At 63.8% G+C, this 14642-nt stretch carries 11 protein-coding genes; 5 read left to right on the top strand and 6 right to left on the bottom strand.

All coding sequences use genetic code 11. From position 1 onward, the window contains the following. Positions 1 to 777: 777 nt before the first annotated feature. Positions 778 to 2490, bottom strand: coding sequence for an FAD-binding protein (locus C1878_RS11980; protein ID WP_114601854.1), 1713 nt, complete (start codon positions 2488 to 2490; stop codon positions 778 to 780). Beyond that, entirely contained in the window at positions 2483 to 3139 is a 657-nt protein-coding gene (locus C1878_RS11975) for a cytochrome c3 family protein (protein ID WP_114601853.1), read from the bottom strand. The genes C1878_RS11980 and C1878_RS11975 overlap by 8 nt, the downstream gene beginning before the upstream one ends. Before the next feature lie 505 nt (positions 3140 to 3644). On the opposite strand from C1878_RS11975, the gene C1878_RS11970 reads away from it, so the two are divergent. From C1878_RS11970 to C1878_RS11955, 4 genes are all read left to right on the top strand, one after another. Next, the gene (locus C1878_RS11970) at positions 3645 to 4109 is read left to right on the top strand and encodes an Hsp20/alpha crystallin family protein (protein WP_114601863.1); all 465 of its coding nucleotides are present in this window, start codon (positions 3645 to 3647) and stop codon (positions 4107 to 4109) included. A 182-nt stretch (positions 4110 to 4291) separates the two neighbouring features. Then, positions 4292 to 5041, top strand: a complete 750-nt coding sequence (locus C1878_RS11965; RefSeq protein WP_114601852.1) for an NAD-dependent protein deacylase — start codon at positions 4292 to 4294, stop codon at positions 5039 to 5041. 80 nt (positions 5042 to 5121) lie between these two features. Then, complete coding sequence (locus tag C1878_RS11960) at positions 5122 to 5742, top strand: NUDIX hydrolase (RefSeq protein WP_114601851.1); 621 nt, start codon at positions 5122 to 5124, stop codon at positions 5740 to 5742. Positions 5743 to 5945: 203 nt separating this feature from the next. Further along, positions 5946 to 7439 (top strand): YfcC family protein, encoded by a 1494-nt coding sequence (locus tag C1878_RS11955; protein ID WP_114601850.1) that lies wholly within the window; start codon positions 5946 to 5948, stop codon positions 7437 to 7439. Between the two features lie 37 nt (positions 7440 to 7476). On the opposite strand, the gene C1878_RS11950 is transcribed toward C1878_RS11955, so the two are convergent. The 3 genes from C1878_RS11950 to C1878_RS11935 all read right to left on the bottom strand — a co-directional run bounded on the left by C1878_RS11950 (position 7477) and on the right by C1878_RS11935 (position 12022). After that, positions 7477 to 9624 (bottom strand): molybdopterin-dependent oxidoreductase, encoded by a 2148-nt coding sequence (locus C1878_RS11950; protein ID WP_114601849.1) that lies wholly within the window; start codon positions 9622 to 9624, stop codon positions 7477 to 7479. Between the two features lie 88 nt (positions 9625 to 9712). Next, positions 9713 to 10036, bottom strand: a complete 324-nt coding sequence (locus tag C1878_RS11945) for a type II toxin-antitoxin system HicB family antitoxin (RefSeq protein WP_114601848.1) — start codon at positions 10034 to 10036, stop codon at positions 9713 to 9715. A gap of 477 nt (positions 10037 to 10513) precedes the next feature. Then, positions 10514 to 12022: a helix-turn-helix transcriptional regulator gene (locus C1878_RS11935; protein WP_114601846.1), complete on the bottom strand. Its 1509-nt coding sequence runs from the start codon at positions 12020 to 12022 to the stop codon at positions 10514 to 10516. 212 nt (positions 12023 to 12234) lie between these two features. Between C1878_RS11935 and C1878_RS11930 the strand changes: the two genes are divergently transcribed. Continuing rightward, a complete protein-coding gene (locus tag C1878_RS11930) occupies positions 12235 to 13911 on the top strand; it encodes an FAD-dependent oxidoreductase (RefSeq protein ID WP_114601845.1) in 1677 nt (558 codons plus the stop codon). A gap of 159 nt (positions 13912 to 14070) precedes the next feature. On the opposite strand, the gene C1878_RS11925 is transcribed toward C1878_RS11930, so the two are convergent. Next, positions 14071 to 14628, bottom strand: a complete 558-nt coding sequence (locus tag C1878_RS11925) for a cysteine hydrolase family protein (protein ID WP_114601844.1) — start codon at positions 14626 to 14628, stop codon at positions 14071 to 14073. Between the last annotated feature and the right edge of the window lie 14 nt (positions 14629 to 14642).

Genomic DNA, 14642 nt, shown 5'->3' with positions numbered 1-14642 from the left:
GCTCCAAGAAAGAGATGAAGCGATACTTAGATGGGGTAATGCAGTCTCATGGCACGAGCTTCACACAACAGGTCCCTACCGTATTGATTACGATTAGACTCAAGGTACAAATTTTGGCCTATAACCCCAAGAATCCCGCAGGTTTCGCACGGTTCCGTGACGGCCCGATTACGGTCGTCATGCAAGGTCGCGGCTGTAGAATGATCGAACGGAACGCAGAGGCGGCGCGGTGCCACATCCCTCTCCAACCTTATCCCCTCTTGCAGGGCGAAACGGGAGGAGGTGGCAGCCATGACCGATTTGGTTCTTATTGCGGCAGCAATCCTCGAGCTGATCGTCAGCGTGGTGAACTTGTCCACGGCTCTTATAGAAAAGCTCCCAATCCGCAAGGACGAGGAGCTCCCCAAATAAAACCAAACCGCCTAAGCGATCCGAGGATCGTGGGGAGTTCACAGCTCCCTGCGATCCGCCTGTATTGTAGCAAAATCATTCATGCAATGCCACTTATATCGAGAGTAAATCGTAAGCGGAATTGCTGGGCGTGGAAGGTTGTTGAGCGCAATTGCGAAATTACGGGAGCCTCCCGGTTGCTTTCCCCGCCGTTCTCCCCCTTCTCTCATTGCGCAACGGTGCCCCGGTTGCAGCACCGGGGCACCGTCGGAGGAGGGAGCGGCAGGCTCGGACGAAAGAGGGAAAGGGGCCGAGCCGCCGCGCGAGTCGATTCACGGCTCGGGCGGCGCGAAGGGGAACGCGCCGCCCGGAACCTGCTCAGGGGGTTTACGCCTGGCCGGTGGCGGCCAGCATTCCTGCTCGGCGGCCGAACGTCATGGTACGACCTGCGGCCAAACCGGTGAACAGGTTGGGGTAGCTCACGCTGAAGAAGCCGCCGGAGTCGTTGCCCACCATATACAGGCCGTCGATCTGCTCGCCGGCCTCGTTGACCGGGTGCATGTCGGTGTTCACCGGGCATCCGTCGATGGTGGCCAGGAACCAGGCGCCGGTGCGCACGCCATAGTAGGGAGGATGGTTCAGCTTCGTCAGGCGGTACGCCTCTTTGTTGTAGTCGTCGTCCTTGCCCGCATCTGCGAATCCGTTGTAACGCTCCCACGTGGCAACCGTGTCCTCAACCGGCAGGTTCAACTTCTCGGCCAGCTCCTCCATGGTGTCGGCCTGCTGGATGTAGCCCGCCTCGATAAGCGCCTCGAAGTCGCTCGCCATCTTCGTGATGGGCATATTAGACGGCGCGCCGTTGTCGAAGGGATACAGGCGGCAACAACCCACCTCGTTGATCTGACGCACCTGCTCCGCGTAGTCCGAATCCCAAATATCCACGTAGGTATGGTACGGCTGCATGAACGCGGAATGCAGCATGTAATCGTACGGGCCGCTTTCGTTGCAGAAGCGCTTGCCGTTGAGGTTCACCTTGAGGAAGGGTTGCTCACCGAACCAGAACCATTTGCCGATCAGGTCAGATCCAGCCACTTCGTCGGGCTTGCAGCATGCGCGGTTGAACGTGACGGCGGCGCCGATGGGGTCGATGGTGGCGCCGCACCACATAGCGGCCTTGATGCCGTCGCCCGTGCAGCTGCCGCCCACCGGCACGTTGATCTTCAGGCGGTTGTTCCATGCCTGGCGCGCCTCTACCATCTCGGTGTTCGCCACGTAGCCGCCGGTGGCCAAGATGACGCCCTTGCCGGCGTTTACGCGCACGTAGTGCTTGTCGCGACCGTCCTGGCAGACGACGCCGGTTACGCGACCGTTCTCGTCCTGCTCGCATTTCACCAGCATGGTGTCGTAGCGGAACTCGGCGCCCTTCTCGATGGCGTAGTCGCGCAGCGTCGTTCCGAACGTCACCTCTTTGTCGTCGGTCAGCTTCTCCGGGCTGTGGCCCGTGGCCCACGCCTTGTCGCGCGCGCCTTGGTCGGGCGTGCCGATGGAACCTTCGAAGCGCATGGCAAACTGGCCGTCGCGGGTGACGATGTCGGTCAGCCAGTCGATCATGGCACCCGATTCGTCCGCCCACAGCTTGACGAGATCGTAGTTCACGAAACCGTTGGCGTAGCGGACGATGTCCTCCATGGCCTCCATCTTGTCGATCTGGAACTGGGGGTATTCGGCGAACGACTCCAATTGCAACTTCGAGTCGATGGCGCCCAGATCCTCGCGCGGCGTGGCGATGGCGCTCATTTGCTCGATTCCGAGCACCTTCGCGCCGTTCTCGGCAGCCGAGATGACGGCGGGCAAGCCGCCGGTGCGGCACCCCACCACCACGACGTCCACGTCGATGGTTTCGGTGATGGCGGACTCGGCGATCTCGGGCGCGCTCCCCAGCCAGCTGGGCGTGCCCGGACGCTGCGTTGCGATGTTCTTGGCCTCGTCGGCGCTCACATAGCCGTTGCCGCATCCGGCAAGCGCACCGGCGGCAACCGCGCCCAGCGCCGTGATGCCCGCCCCTTTGAGGAAGCTGCGGCGAGAAACGTGGTTACTCATGGGTGGCCTCCCATCCTTCGGGCAGGTTCAGGTCGTGGCACTTGGCGCAGTACAGCTCGCTCGTCTCGTGGACCTTATGGCAGTCGCTGCACTCCAACGCATTGTCTTGATGGCTTGAGTGCGGGTTGTACTTCTCGTCGTTGCCCTCGAAGCCCCACGTGCTGGCAACCACGTCCTGCATGTCGTGGCAACCGCTGCGCGCGCAGAACTCCTCGGTGGCGAATTCCTTGCCCGTGGCCAGCATGCCGTCCTCGCCCACGGGATAGCTGTCGGACGCCCATGCCATAACCTCGGAAACCTGCGTGGTGAACTCGGCCTCGTGGCAGCTCAGGCACGTGTCGCCCGCCGCCGCATGCTGCGTGACCAGCTTGCCCGGGTCGCCCTCGCCGTAGCTTTCCACGTACCTGTCCATAGGGCTGTGGCAAACGGCGTTGCAGAAGCTGGGCTGCTCGTGCCACACCCACGCCCCGATGCCGGCCACCAGCACCACCGCCACGATGACGCCGGCCACGATCCAGCCGCGCTTCGAGCGCTTCGCTGGCGGTGTGTCCGGCGTACGGTCGGACGCCTCTTCCGCCGCAGCGGGAGTCGCGGGCTCCGCCGGGCTCTCACCCGACGCGCCGACCGCGCCGTTCTTTTCGTCGACCATGTCCTCCTCCTTCTTCCTTTCGATGGCTCCTTGGCTCGCATCATGCACGCCCCACCGCGAACTGACCATTACCCCCGTGGGGGCATTTCGGCGTTTCCGCTGTTGGAAAGCGTGCGATACGTCTTACTGCCGATGAGGGAAACGCGTCGTTTGACAGGTGCGTTCCGGCGGCCTTTCGCTTTGGCAGCCGTGGGCGCCTGATCGCCGCAACGCCCTCAAGCGGAGATACCATGCGGTCACGGATTGAGGCTTTGAACGCGCTCGAAGATGCGCAGGCATCCGCGCCGCATGTTTTTCAAGAGGCTTTCGCGAGCCGCGCAAAAAGCCCCGCGAAAGTTGACGAAACCGTGACTTTTTAGCACTCTAGGCTTGACAGTGCTAATGCAACGATTTATAACGTACTCGTACAGAAAATCATATAGATAGAGGCTTAGGTTTTCTAAATCGGTTTTGTTCCGAAACGCGGGAGACCGGCCCCGCACACGACACGTAGGAGATGATCGTTATGGCAATGATGGTACCGATGAGAAGGAATCGCAACCTGCTGAGCGAGCTGATGACCGATCCGTTCGACGCGTTCTTCAACGCCGCCTCGGCGCCCATGCAGGCGATGCAGAAGATGTCGCCCACGCTCATGCGCACCGACATCAAGGAGACGGACGCGGGCTACGAGCTGACCATCGACCTGCCGGGCTTCAAGAAGGACGACGTGCAGGCCGAGCTGAAGGACGGCTACCTCACCATCGCCGCCCAAACCCAGAGCGAGTCCGAGGACAAGGACGAGGAAGGCACGTTCGTGCGCAAGGAGCGCTTCAGCGGCAAGTGCAGCCGCACGTTCTACGTCGGCGAGGACATCGAAGACGACGATATCAAGGCGAAGTTCGAGGACGGCGTGCTGAAGATCGCCGTGCCGAAGAAGCAGGAGCAGCCCAAGCTGGAAGAGAAGAAGACCATCGCCATCGAGGGCTAACGCCCCGCTTGCGATACGGAACCCGCTTCGCGCCGAAACTCGGCGGCGCGCAACGCGAACCACCCCGGAAGGCGGCCGATCGGCCGCCTTCCTGCTATGATGGTGAAAACCGGTTTGCTGCGGCATTCGGCAATGGCGAGCCCTTCGCAAGGCCAACCTGAGCGGCGAGGAAGGAAGCGCATATGGACGACGAAACGCGACGAGGGATCAAGACGTTCCGCCGGTGGGTGGACGACGCGCCGGCCGGCGGCATGGTGTTCTTCGGCGGCGCGGGCGTTTCCACCGAGAGCGGCATCCCGGACTTTCGCAGCCCCGACGGGCTGTACGCTCAGAAGTACCCGCACCCGCCCGAGCAGATGATCTCCCGCAGCTTCTTCGACGCGCGTCCGCGCGAATTCTTCGACTTCTACTGCGACCGCATGCTCGCGTTGGACGCGCAGCCGAACCAGGCGCACCGCAAGCTCGCCGAACTCGAGCGCGCCGGCACGTTGTCCGCCGTGGTCACGCAGAACATCGACGGCCTGCACCAGAAAGCCGGCAGCTCCAACGTGCTCGAGCTGCACGGCAGCGTGCTGCGGAACTACTGCATGGATTGCGGCGCGGCGTTCTCGGTGGACGAGCTGCTGGCCCAGCGCGAACAGGCCGAAGACGGCGTGCCGCGTTGCCCCGCCTGCGGCGGCATCGTGAAGCCCGACGTGGTGCTGTACGAGGAGGCGCTCGACGAGGGCACGCTCCAAGCGTCGGTCGACGCCATCGCGTGCGCCGCGCTCATGGTGGTGGCCGGCACGTCGCTTGCGGTGTATCCGGCGGCGGGGCTCCTCGACTTCTTCCATGGCGATCACCTGGCCATCGTCAATCGCACCCCCACCCCGCGCGACCGCCAGGCCGACCTCTGCCTCGCCGCGAACGTCGGCGAGGTGTTCGACTTCTGACAGCGCGACCGCTTACCTACCGTGAGCGAATGCTTGAGACATTCGCCGACCCGCAATTTCGATCATAAGGAGCTCTGCCCATGCCAAGCGCCACCCCCACTCCCACGTTCGTCGACCTGCGCCAGGTGTCCGACGGTTGGATCAAGAAGTACGTGCTGACCTACCGGCTGCCCGACGGGTCGAGCTACGAGTACGAGAGCGCCTCGCGCAAGTCGCCCGATGCGTACCGCCGCGAGCTTGAAGGCAACGCCGCAGGCCGAAAGCCGTCGGCCGACGCCGTGTGCATCGTGGGGCAGACGCCTGACGACGAGCTGCTGCTCATCCGCGAGTTCCGCTACCCGCTGAACAGCTGGTGCATCGCGTTTCCGGCGGGGCTCATGGAGGACGGCGAGGACTTGGCGACGTGCGTCGACCGCGAGTTGCGCGAGGAGACGGGCTACGCGTTGCGCGCCGACTTGGAAGCGGCGGCGCTCGACGCGCTGCCGCAGCCGGGCTTCTCGTCCACCGGCCTCACCGACGAGACGGTGCACGTCGTGTTCGCGCAGGTGGAGAAAGCGGCCGATGCACAACCCGAGCCGTCCGAGTTCATCGAGCCGTTCCTGCTACCCATAAATGACGTCCCCCGCTTCCTTGCCGAGAACGCCACGCCCATCGGCACCCGCGCCCAGCTCGTGCTGGAGGCGTTCGCGCGCCGGCACTAAGGGGGCAGGACGCCGGAGGCGTGCAGAGCATTCCGCCGCAAGCCGTCCGGGCGACGTGACCAACTGCGAACGCACGGTGATTCAATAACCTTTTCAAGATAAGGCGCCGACCGGAGCGCTTCCCTTCCCTGTTCTATACTGCTCGAAGACCGCAGAGCGCCGTCCCCGCCCTGCGATGCCCAGCCGAGGGGAAGGGGTCTTCCATGTCGGACGCACCAGCCAAGAAGGAGAAGAAGCAGCGCGAGCCGCTTTCCTCCTACAGCATCCTGTTCATCATCATCATCGTGGTGGGCCTGGCCACCGTCGTGTGCTCGTTCATCACGCCGAGCGTGTCGGCCGCAACCCTGCCTGAAATCCTCGATTCGTCGGTGGAGGGCCTCATCGACGCGGCGGAGATATCGTTCTTCCTGCTCATCCTGGGCGGCTGCCTGGGCATGGTGACGAAGATCGGAGCGCTCGACGCGGGCATCACCGCCCTCGTGCGCAAGATGCACGGCCACGAGCTGCTGCTCATCCCCATCATCATGGCCATCTTCGCGCTGCTGGGCAGCTCGTACGGGTTCTGCGAGGAAGCCGTGCCCTTCTACGCGCTGCTGTCGCTGACCATGGTGGCGGCCGGCTTCGACACCATGGTGGCCGTGGGCACCGTGCTGCTGGGCGCGGGCGTGGGCTGCCTGGGCTCCACCGTGAACCCGTTCGCCAACGGCGTGGCCATCGACACGCTGAAGACGGCGGGCATCGAGGCCAACCCCGGCACCACCATCGTGCTGGGGTTGGTGCTGCTCGCGGCGGCCTACGCGTTGGCCGTGTTCTTCGTCATGCGCTACGCGCGCAAGGTCAAGGCCGACAAGGGCTCCACCATCCTCTCGCTGCAGGAACAGCACGCCATGGAGCAGGCGTTCGGCACCGAGGCTCACGAGGGCGAACAGGCGCAGGCCGGCGAGGCCCTGCCGCCCATGACGCGCACGCAGGGAATCGCGCTCGCGCTGTTCGGCCTGTCGTTTTTGGTCATGATCGTCGGGTTCATCCCGTGGCAGAACTTCGGCGTGGACTTCTTCACGCTGGGCGGCGTGGCGGGCGAGGACGGCTCGTGGGCCGTGCTGCCGTGGAGCGCGTGGATAACCGGCGCGCCGCTGGGCGAATGGTATTTCAAGGACGCGTCGGTATGGTTCCTCGTCATGTCCATCGTTATCGGCGTGGTGGCGCGCATGTCCGAGCGTCAGATCGTGAACGCGTGGATCGACGGCGCCGCCGACATGGTGGGCGTGGCGCTGGTGGTGGGCCTGGCGCGCGCCATCTCCATCCTCATGGCCTCGACGCATCTGGACGTCATGATCCTCGACAACGCCTCGCAGCTGCTGGCGGGCTCGAGCGCCGTCGTGTTCGCGCCGGTGTGCTACCTCATATTCCTGGGGCTGTCGTTCATCATCACGTCCACCTCGGCGCTGGCCACGCTGTCCATGCCCATCATGGGCTCGCTGGCGGCGTCGCTCAACTTCTCGCCCGACGTCATGGTGATGATCTTCGTGGCGGCGAACGGCTTGGCGAACCTGTTCAGCCCCACGGCGGCGTTCCTGCCCGGCCTCATGATGGCGAAGGTGGAGTATTCCACGTGGCTGAAGTGGGCGCTCGTGCCCATCGTCGTCATCGGCGTGGCCAGCGTGGCGATACTCACCGTGGCCATGATGGTGCTGTAGGTGTACGTGCGCGCATCACGCTGCGCGCACGCCCTCGCTACCTCGCCCGCACGCGGGCGTGGATGCCGCCGCGCAGGTTCGGGACGCCCTGGGCGGGATCGAGGTTCCAGTCCGCGTCGGGGAACAGCATGCCGTCGTTGTGCAGGTTGGCGGCGCTCAGCCCCGCCGCTACGCCCTGCGCCGCCTCGGGCTTCCACCAGCCGTGCGGCACGCGCAGCGTGCCCGCCGGTTGCGCCTCGTCCAGCTTGGACAGCAGCTCCACCTGGCCGTACGCCGTTTCCACCACGCACCAGGCGCCGTCGGCCACGCCCTCGCCGGCCGCGTCGGCCGGGTTGATGAAGAACTGCGGCTCCGGCTCCTGCGAGCGCAGGGCCTCTATCTGGTGCAGGTTCGTGTTGTACGACTTGCGCTCGCGAAAACCCGCGAACACCTCGTAGGGGTACGTGCCCGCAGGACAGGCGTCGCGTCCGGGATCGGCGGGTTCCTCGTAGGAGGGCAGCGGGTCGAAGCCCAAGTCGGCCAGCACGGAGCTCGCCAGCTCCACCTTGCCCGACGGCGTGACGAACCGGCCGAGCGCCACCGGGTCGTTCTTCGCCCTTCCCTGTTCGACCAGCTCGTCCCACGTGAGGCCGAGCGGCGCCAACCGGTAGTCGTACAACTCGTGCTCGTCGCGCCAAGGGAACCGCTCGGCGAAGCCCAGGCGATCGGCCAGCCCCTTCACCACGTAGTACCAGTTCTTGCACGCTCCCACCGGCTCGCGGAACGCCTGCCCGCACGAGAAGAACGGAGCCGAGTCGAACTGCGACCCCAGCACGTCGCGCTCGGCCCACATGTCGCCGGGCAGCACGTAGTCGGCCAGCTGGGCCGTCGGGGTCATCCAATGCTCGAAGGCCACCACCAGGTCCTGGTTCATGAACCCGTCCACGATGCCCTGCTGCCCGGCGTAGCTCATGACCGTGTTGTTCGCCACGGAGAACACGGCCTTCACCGGATAGGGGCCTTCGCCGCGCATGGCGGCGAACAGCGCGGCAGGGTCGCAGGCGCACGACTCGCCCAGGATGTCGGGCTCGTAGGGAACGCCCTCGCGCGCGTTCGCCTCGCGGTAGAGGTCCGACGCCTCGAACGTGAGCAGCGGATGGATGTCGCGACCCAGCTGCAGGACGCGCTTCTCAGGCGGAAGCAGGTCGAACGCGGCCAGTTGGGCGTTGGTCAAGCCGCCCAGCGAGGGGCCGAACACCGTCTCGCTCTTGTTCAGAAAGCCGCAGATGGCCCGCAGGATGCATTGGCATCGCAGCATGGACGTGGAGTTGCGCTGCATGTCGCCGACCACGCCCCACGGTATGATGGCCGCCTGCGACCGCGCGTACACGTGCGCCGTTTCGCGGACGAGCTCGGCGTCGATGCCGCAGATCTCGGCCACGCGCTCGGGCGGATACTCCGCCACCCGCGCGGCGAGCTCTTCGAAACCGATGCACGAGCCTTCCACGAACGCGCGGTCGTACAGGCCCTCTTCGATGACGACGTTGATCCAGCCCAGCAGAAGCGCGGCGTCGGTGCCGTAGCGGATGCGCAGGTGGTAGTCGGCCCGCTTGGCGGTGTCCGTCTCGCGCGGGTCGACCTCGATGAGCACGGCCCCGCGATCGAGCGCGGCGCCCAGAGCCAGGTACTCCACGGGCCAGCGCTCGCCGTCGCGATCTTGGCCGAAGTAGACGATGCAGTCGGCGTGCGCCCAGTCGGCCGAGGCGAACCAACCGTACGTGGCCCGGTGCACCTGCGCCGTGTTGCCCATGCACAGCTGCGTGGCCGCCGTGTAGTTCGGCGTGCCCAAGCAGTTCATGAAGCGCCGCGTGATGCCGCCGAACCCCATGTTGGTGGGCATTTCCGCAAAAGCCACGGCCTCGGGCCCGTAGTGCGCCACCACCGCCTGCAGCCGCTCGGCTATCTCGTCGAGCGCCTGGTCCCAGCCCACTTCCCGCCACTGCGCCTCGCCGCGTGCGCCCACGTTCTTCAGCGGAACGGTCACGCGGTCGGGATGCAGCCGGTATTCGTCGATCAGGCCCGCCTTGGAGCAGATGGCGGGAACGTCGGGGCTCGCAGGCAGCACGCGCATTCGCTCCCCGTCGAACTCGGCCTTGACCGCGCAGCGTCCGTCGCAGAACGCGCAGGTCGAATACTTGGTTTCCATGGTTCCCCCTTGCGAGTTGCATTTCGTAGACGCAACCCCCTGATGGTCAGAATATACGCGCGTTGAACCCCGAAGGCAAGCGCCGCCGTCAAGCGAGGCGCGATGTCACCAACCTGTTAAGCGAGACCTGTTCCTCGGCGGCTTCGATGGCCAACCGTCGGTGCAACTCGGGCGGTATGCGCACTTGAAACTTCCCCGAATAGCTCTTGCCCGCGAGGGGAACCGGCGGCTCCTCCCCCGAAGCCTCCATATCGGCCACCGCCTCGTGGGCAAGCGCACGCATACCCTCCAAAGCCTCGCCCGGCGTTGGAGCGAGCCACGACATCGACGGCAGCTCGGCCGCCGTCCCCACAAACTCGCTGTCTTCTTCGGACCAAACGACGCGATACGCATATCGATCGGCGCAGTTCATATCATTCGACCTCCGCCATCCTGTCGACCGCCTTCACGATCTGCCTCACTTGATACGCCTTCGCCATTCCATGATCGTTCTGAATGTTCACGCGCGGATCTCCGCTCCAAGGCGTGCGATAAACCCTGTGGGACGAACTTCTCTGCCGAGGCTCCCCGAACAGCACATCGCAAACATATGCTGCATCGGAAAACCTGATCCCTTGAGGATTCTTCCGCATGTCCTCTATAAGGCGCTCTGCTTTACTCATAATATAGTACCACTATTGATACTATAAAACAAATTGGAAAAATACAAACGCATCTTACATCACCGCCCCGGTCCGCTTTGAGCCTGTTTGACGAGTCGGCTGTCCCGGAAAACCGGTTAGGGCGATCCAACCTTCAGGGATCACTATATCGAACATTAGTTTGTATTTCAAGAGTCATGGGGTTGGCGGGCTTGCCATCAGCATCATGAAATGAGAACGAGAGGATGCTAGCGATCCCCCGACTCCATGGCGATGCTCTCGGATTCGCGCTCCAGCGCACGCAACAGTTCCGCTTGGGAATGCACGTCGAACTTGCCGTACAGGTTTCGCATATGGGTCTTCACAGTCGACGTGCTCACCACCAACTTCTCGGCTATGTACGGCGCGTGGTAGTTTTGAGCAAGGAGCACGAGGATCTCCCGTTCGCGAGGAGTCAGGCCGTAGCGCGCGCCGATAATCACGCACTGCTTCTCCAACGTCGCGCGCACCTCGTCTTTAGCCAGGCGCTGAGTCGTCTCGCGCGCGGAGAGCTGCTGCTGTATAACGAGAAACGCCAACGCTCCGCCACCCGCGAACGTCGCCAGCACCACGACGGTGGCCAAACCGATGAACGCCGGCAGCGCCATGCTGGAGTACAGGCCGGCGAACAGCGCCCGCGACCCTATCATGAGCGAAAACGAAACGAGCAAGGGCACCATAGGGTTACGGCGTTCGCCCTCTCTGAACAGAAACGGCGTCATCAGAATAAAGAACAACGTGACCTTGTACGTTGCATCGATGATGAGCACGTGCAAGAACCACAGATCAGCCGATGCTTGAGCCGTATAGAACGAGATGAACGTGATGGGCAGGACGAACAGCTCGTAGACCAAGATAAAACTGCGGTTCCACACGAAGCATATCACCAACATCACAACCATGCCGGCCACCATGATGCCGCAGCCGATGCCCGCTTGGATGAACGCCGTCATGGCCCCCTCGCCCTGCAGGCCCATCCACGACGACTGCAGGGACACTACCGGCCCGCGACACATCAGGGGCAGCACGATCAGCCCCACAGCGAGCAACCGGTCGCCCAACGTGGCGCACGAGAATCGCGGCAGAGGCTTGTCGAGCGACGCAAGCTTTGCGTCTTCGCCCGCGACAACCTCGGCTTCAGATAAGTCCCCCACGCCGCCGCGCTCTCCGCACGCGCGCACCGTTCGAGGACGGTACGCGACAAAGGCGATCAATGCAACCGCCGGCAGGACGACTAGCAGCATGCGCACGACATCCTGTGCGAAGAAGGCAAACGCCAACATGATGATGCCCGATGCCAAACAAGCTCCCGCCAACGTAAAAGCCGTTCGGCGGGCACCCAGCGCGATCAGGCGCTCGCTGAAGAACAGCACCAGCAAGGCGGTGCTCACCCGATATAGTATCTGAATCGCAAGCGCTGCCGACGCGTCCCTCTGGGAAGCAGACAGCACGAGAAACGTCATGACGGCCGCAAAACAACCGATCGCGGCGCGAAACGCCGTATGGTCGGTGGCGCGCACCCGCGGCTTCAACCGATACCAGAGCGCCACGGCCAGAACGATCAGAACTTCGCATACGTACGGAACGGGCGCGAACATCGAAAATTCCACGAGCTGCGCAGCCGGAACACGCTGCACCTCCAGCATAACGAGCGCGCAAGCCATCCCTATTACGGCAAGACCGACCCCCGGCGTGTATTTCAAGAACGTTCGCAGCATTTACCCTCCCTCCACGTTTATAGCAGAAAAGCTTGAGGCGCTGCGGGTGTGCCGGCAACTTCATACCGTTTGTGGTAGGAAAAAATTGCGCGCCCTTGGTAGGTTGGAAACCGTTCGAAGCCGTTCGGCGCATGCTCGCTACTCCCTCCCAAGCGAAGCACGTGCGGCGAACGGCCTTGAACGACCGAACGAAAGGAAGGAGAGGGAGCATTATGAGTATGAACCGCCGTGATTTTCTCAAAGGAGCTTTGGCCGCCGGCGTCGTGGGCGCAGGAGCGGGTCTCGCCGGATGCGCGCCGTCCGCCAAGGGCGGCGCAGGTGACGCCTCGTCCGCCGCGTATCCGGACGGGCTGATAGCCGCCGATTTCGACGCGTCGTCGGTTGTCATCGAACCCATCACCAAGTTCGACGAGGAAAAGACGTTCGACGTGGTGGTGGTCGGCGCCGGCACGGGCGGCGTGCCGGCAGCGCTCTCGGCGCTGGAAGAGGGCGCCACGGTCGCCGTGCTGCAAAAGGAGTCGAAGCCCATAGCGCAAGGCGGCACCTGCTCGGGCGTGCTTCTCGACCAAAGCGACGAGCAGGGTGTCATGAACTACCTGCAGGGCTATCTGGAGGACTGCCGCTGGCGCGCCGATCGCAAGCTCGCCGAAACGTACTGCAAGTATTCCGGCGAGGCCATCCGCTGGACGCAGGTGCGCACGGCCGAAGCGGGCTTCCCGCCCTACACGGTGCGTCCCACGGCGGTGACCGAGTACGACGACGGCAGCAAGTGCGCCCGCCGCAGCATCATGTTCGGTCCCAAGCCCTACAATAACGGCACGATGATCGAGCATTTGGCGGAGCTCGCGGCCAGCAAGGGCGTGGAATTTTTCTACTCCACCCCGGGCGTGCAGTTGGTAACCGACGAGAACGGCGCCGTGACCGGCGTCATCGGCAAGAACGGCAACAAGAACATCAAATTCAACGCCACGAAGGGCGTCATCTTGTCCACGGGCGACTACCAGAACAACCAGAGCCTCGTAGAGCGCTACTGCCCCGACGTGAAGGAGTTCGACCGCAAGCAGGCGAACAAGACGGGCGACGGCATCCTCATGTCCATGGCCGTAGGCGCCGGGTTCGTGCCCGTCGGCCATGCGCATATGATGCACGACTTCGATTCCGGCCCCATGTTCGGCGAGCCGTTCCTCATGGTGAACGAGGACGGCGAGCGCTTCATGAACGAGGACTGCGTGTTCGAGGAGGTGAACTGCGTGCTGCGCAACCAGCCGAAACCGGGTTGGTACTCCCAGATATTCGACGACGATTACGTCGCCCAGGTCACGGAATGGGGCGGCAAACCCACCGACCAGGAAAAGATGCGCCCCTACATGCCCGCCGTGGAAATGGACCGCTCGGCCGAAAGCGGCGCGAACGTCATCGAAAGCCTGATCGACACGCACTGCTGCGAAACGCTCGACGAGCTGGCCGAAAAGCTGGGCATTCCCGCCGACGCGCTCAAGGCGTCAGTGAAGCGCTACAACGAATTGGCGGATGCGGGCTTCGACGCCGACTTCGGCAAGCAGGCGAAGTATCTGAAGAAAATCGAGAAAGCGCCGTTCTGGGGCATCCATAAGCATGTGCGCGTGTCGGCGCTGTGCGCGGGCGTCACGGTGAACGAGAACTACCAGGCGCTACGCACGGACGACACGGTCATTCCCGGTTTGTGGGTGACGGGCTTCAGTGCCGGCCAGCTGTGCGGCAGCCCCGATTGGTCCATGTACCAAGGAGGCATGTCCGCCGGCCATTGCATCATGACGGGCCGCATCTGCGGCATCCAGGCGGCCACGGGCGGCAAGCTGGAATCGGCAACCCCCGTCACGGAAGCTGATGTGGAGGCAATCGCACACTAGAACCAAAGCCTTTTAACCGGTTGCCTGCACTATCTTCATGGCATCTGAGGCCAGCGCCCCGCATGGCGAGCCGCGGTTCGCGAGAGCCCCAGGCTCCCGATCAGATGCCATGAAGAGACGCCTGCTTCAAAACGCTTGCTGCGGTCGTCGCGCCGACCGCTACCGGTTGATCACCTGTATCTGCAGGCCCTCCATGACGTCGAGGGCCTTCTCGTGGAGCTCGGGGTCGAACGAGGCGGTGCAGGCGGCGTCGACGATGACCGGCACTTCGGGGCAGGCGGTCTTCGCCAACACGGCGTTCGAGATGATGCAGATGTTCGACACCAGGCCCACGATCTCAATGCTCGCGAACGGCGGCTTGCCCACCTCGTCGGCGGCGCGCTGCGACTGACGGCAGCGCTCGAAGAACGCCGCCGAGCCGAACGTCGGCTTGTAGAACACCGTGTCGGAATCGCGCATGAGCAAGGCCACCTCGCCGTACAAGTCGTGCCCGGGCGCGCCCTCCATGCAGTGCTCGACCGGCAGGTTCCTGCCCTCTTGCGTGTCCAGGTAGTCGCGATGATGCGTATCGAAGGTGAACGCCACGTCGTCGCCGGCCGCACGGTACGCGGCGATCTTCTCGGCAATGGGCTTTTCCAGTTTCTCGGCACCGGGGAAACCCAGCGCGCCGTCCACGAAGTCGTTTTGGAAGTCAACGACCAAAAGCAAGCGTTTCATGTCCCTTTTTCCTC

Source organism: Gordonibacter sp. 28C (genome assembly GCF_003339845.1).
Lineage (GTDB): Bacteria > Actinomycetota > Coriobacteriia > Coriobacteriales > Eggerthellaceae > Gordonibacter.
The sequence above is the reverse complement of the archived record's forward strand: the minus strand, read 5'-3'. Positions and strand labels throughout refer to the sequence as shown.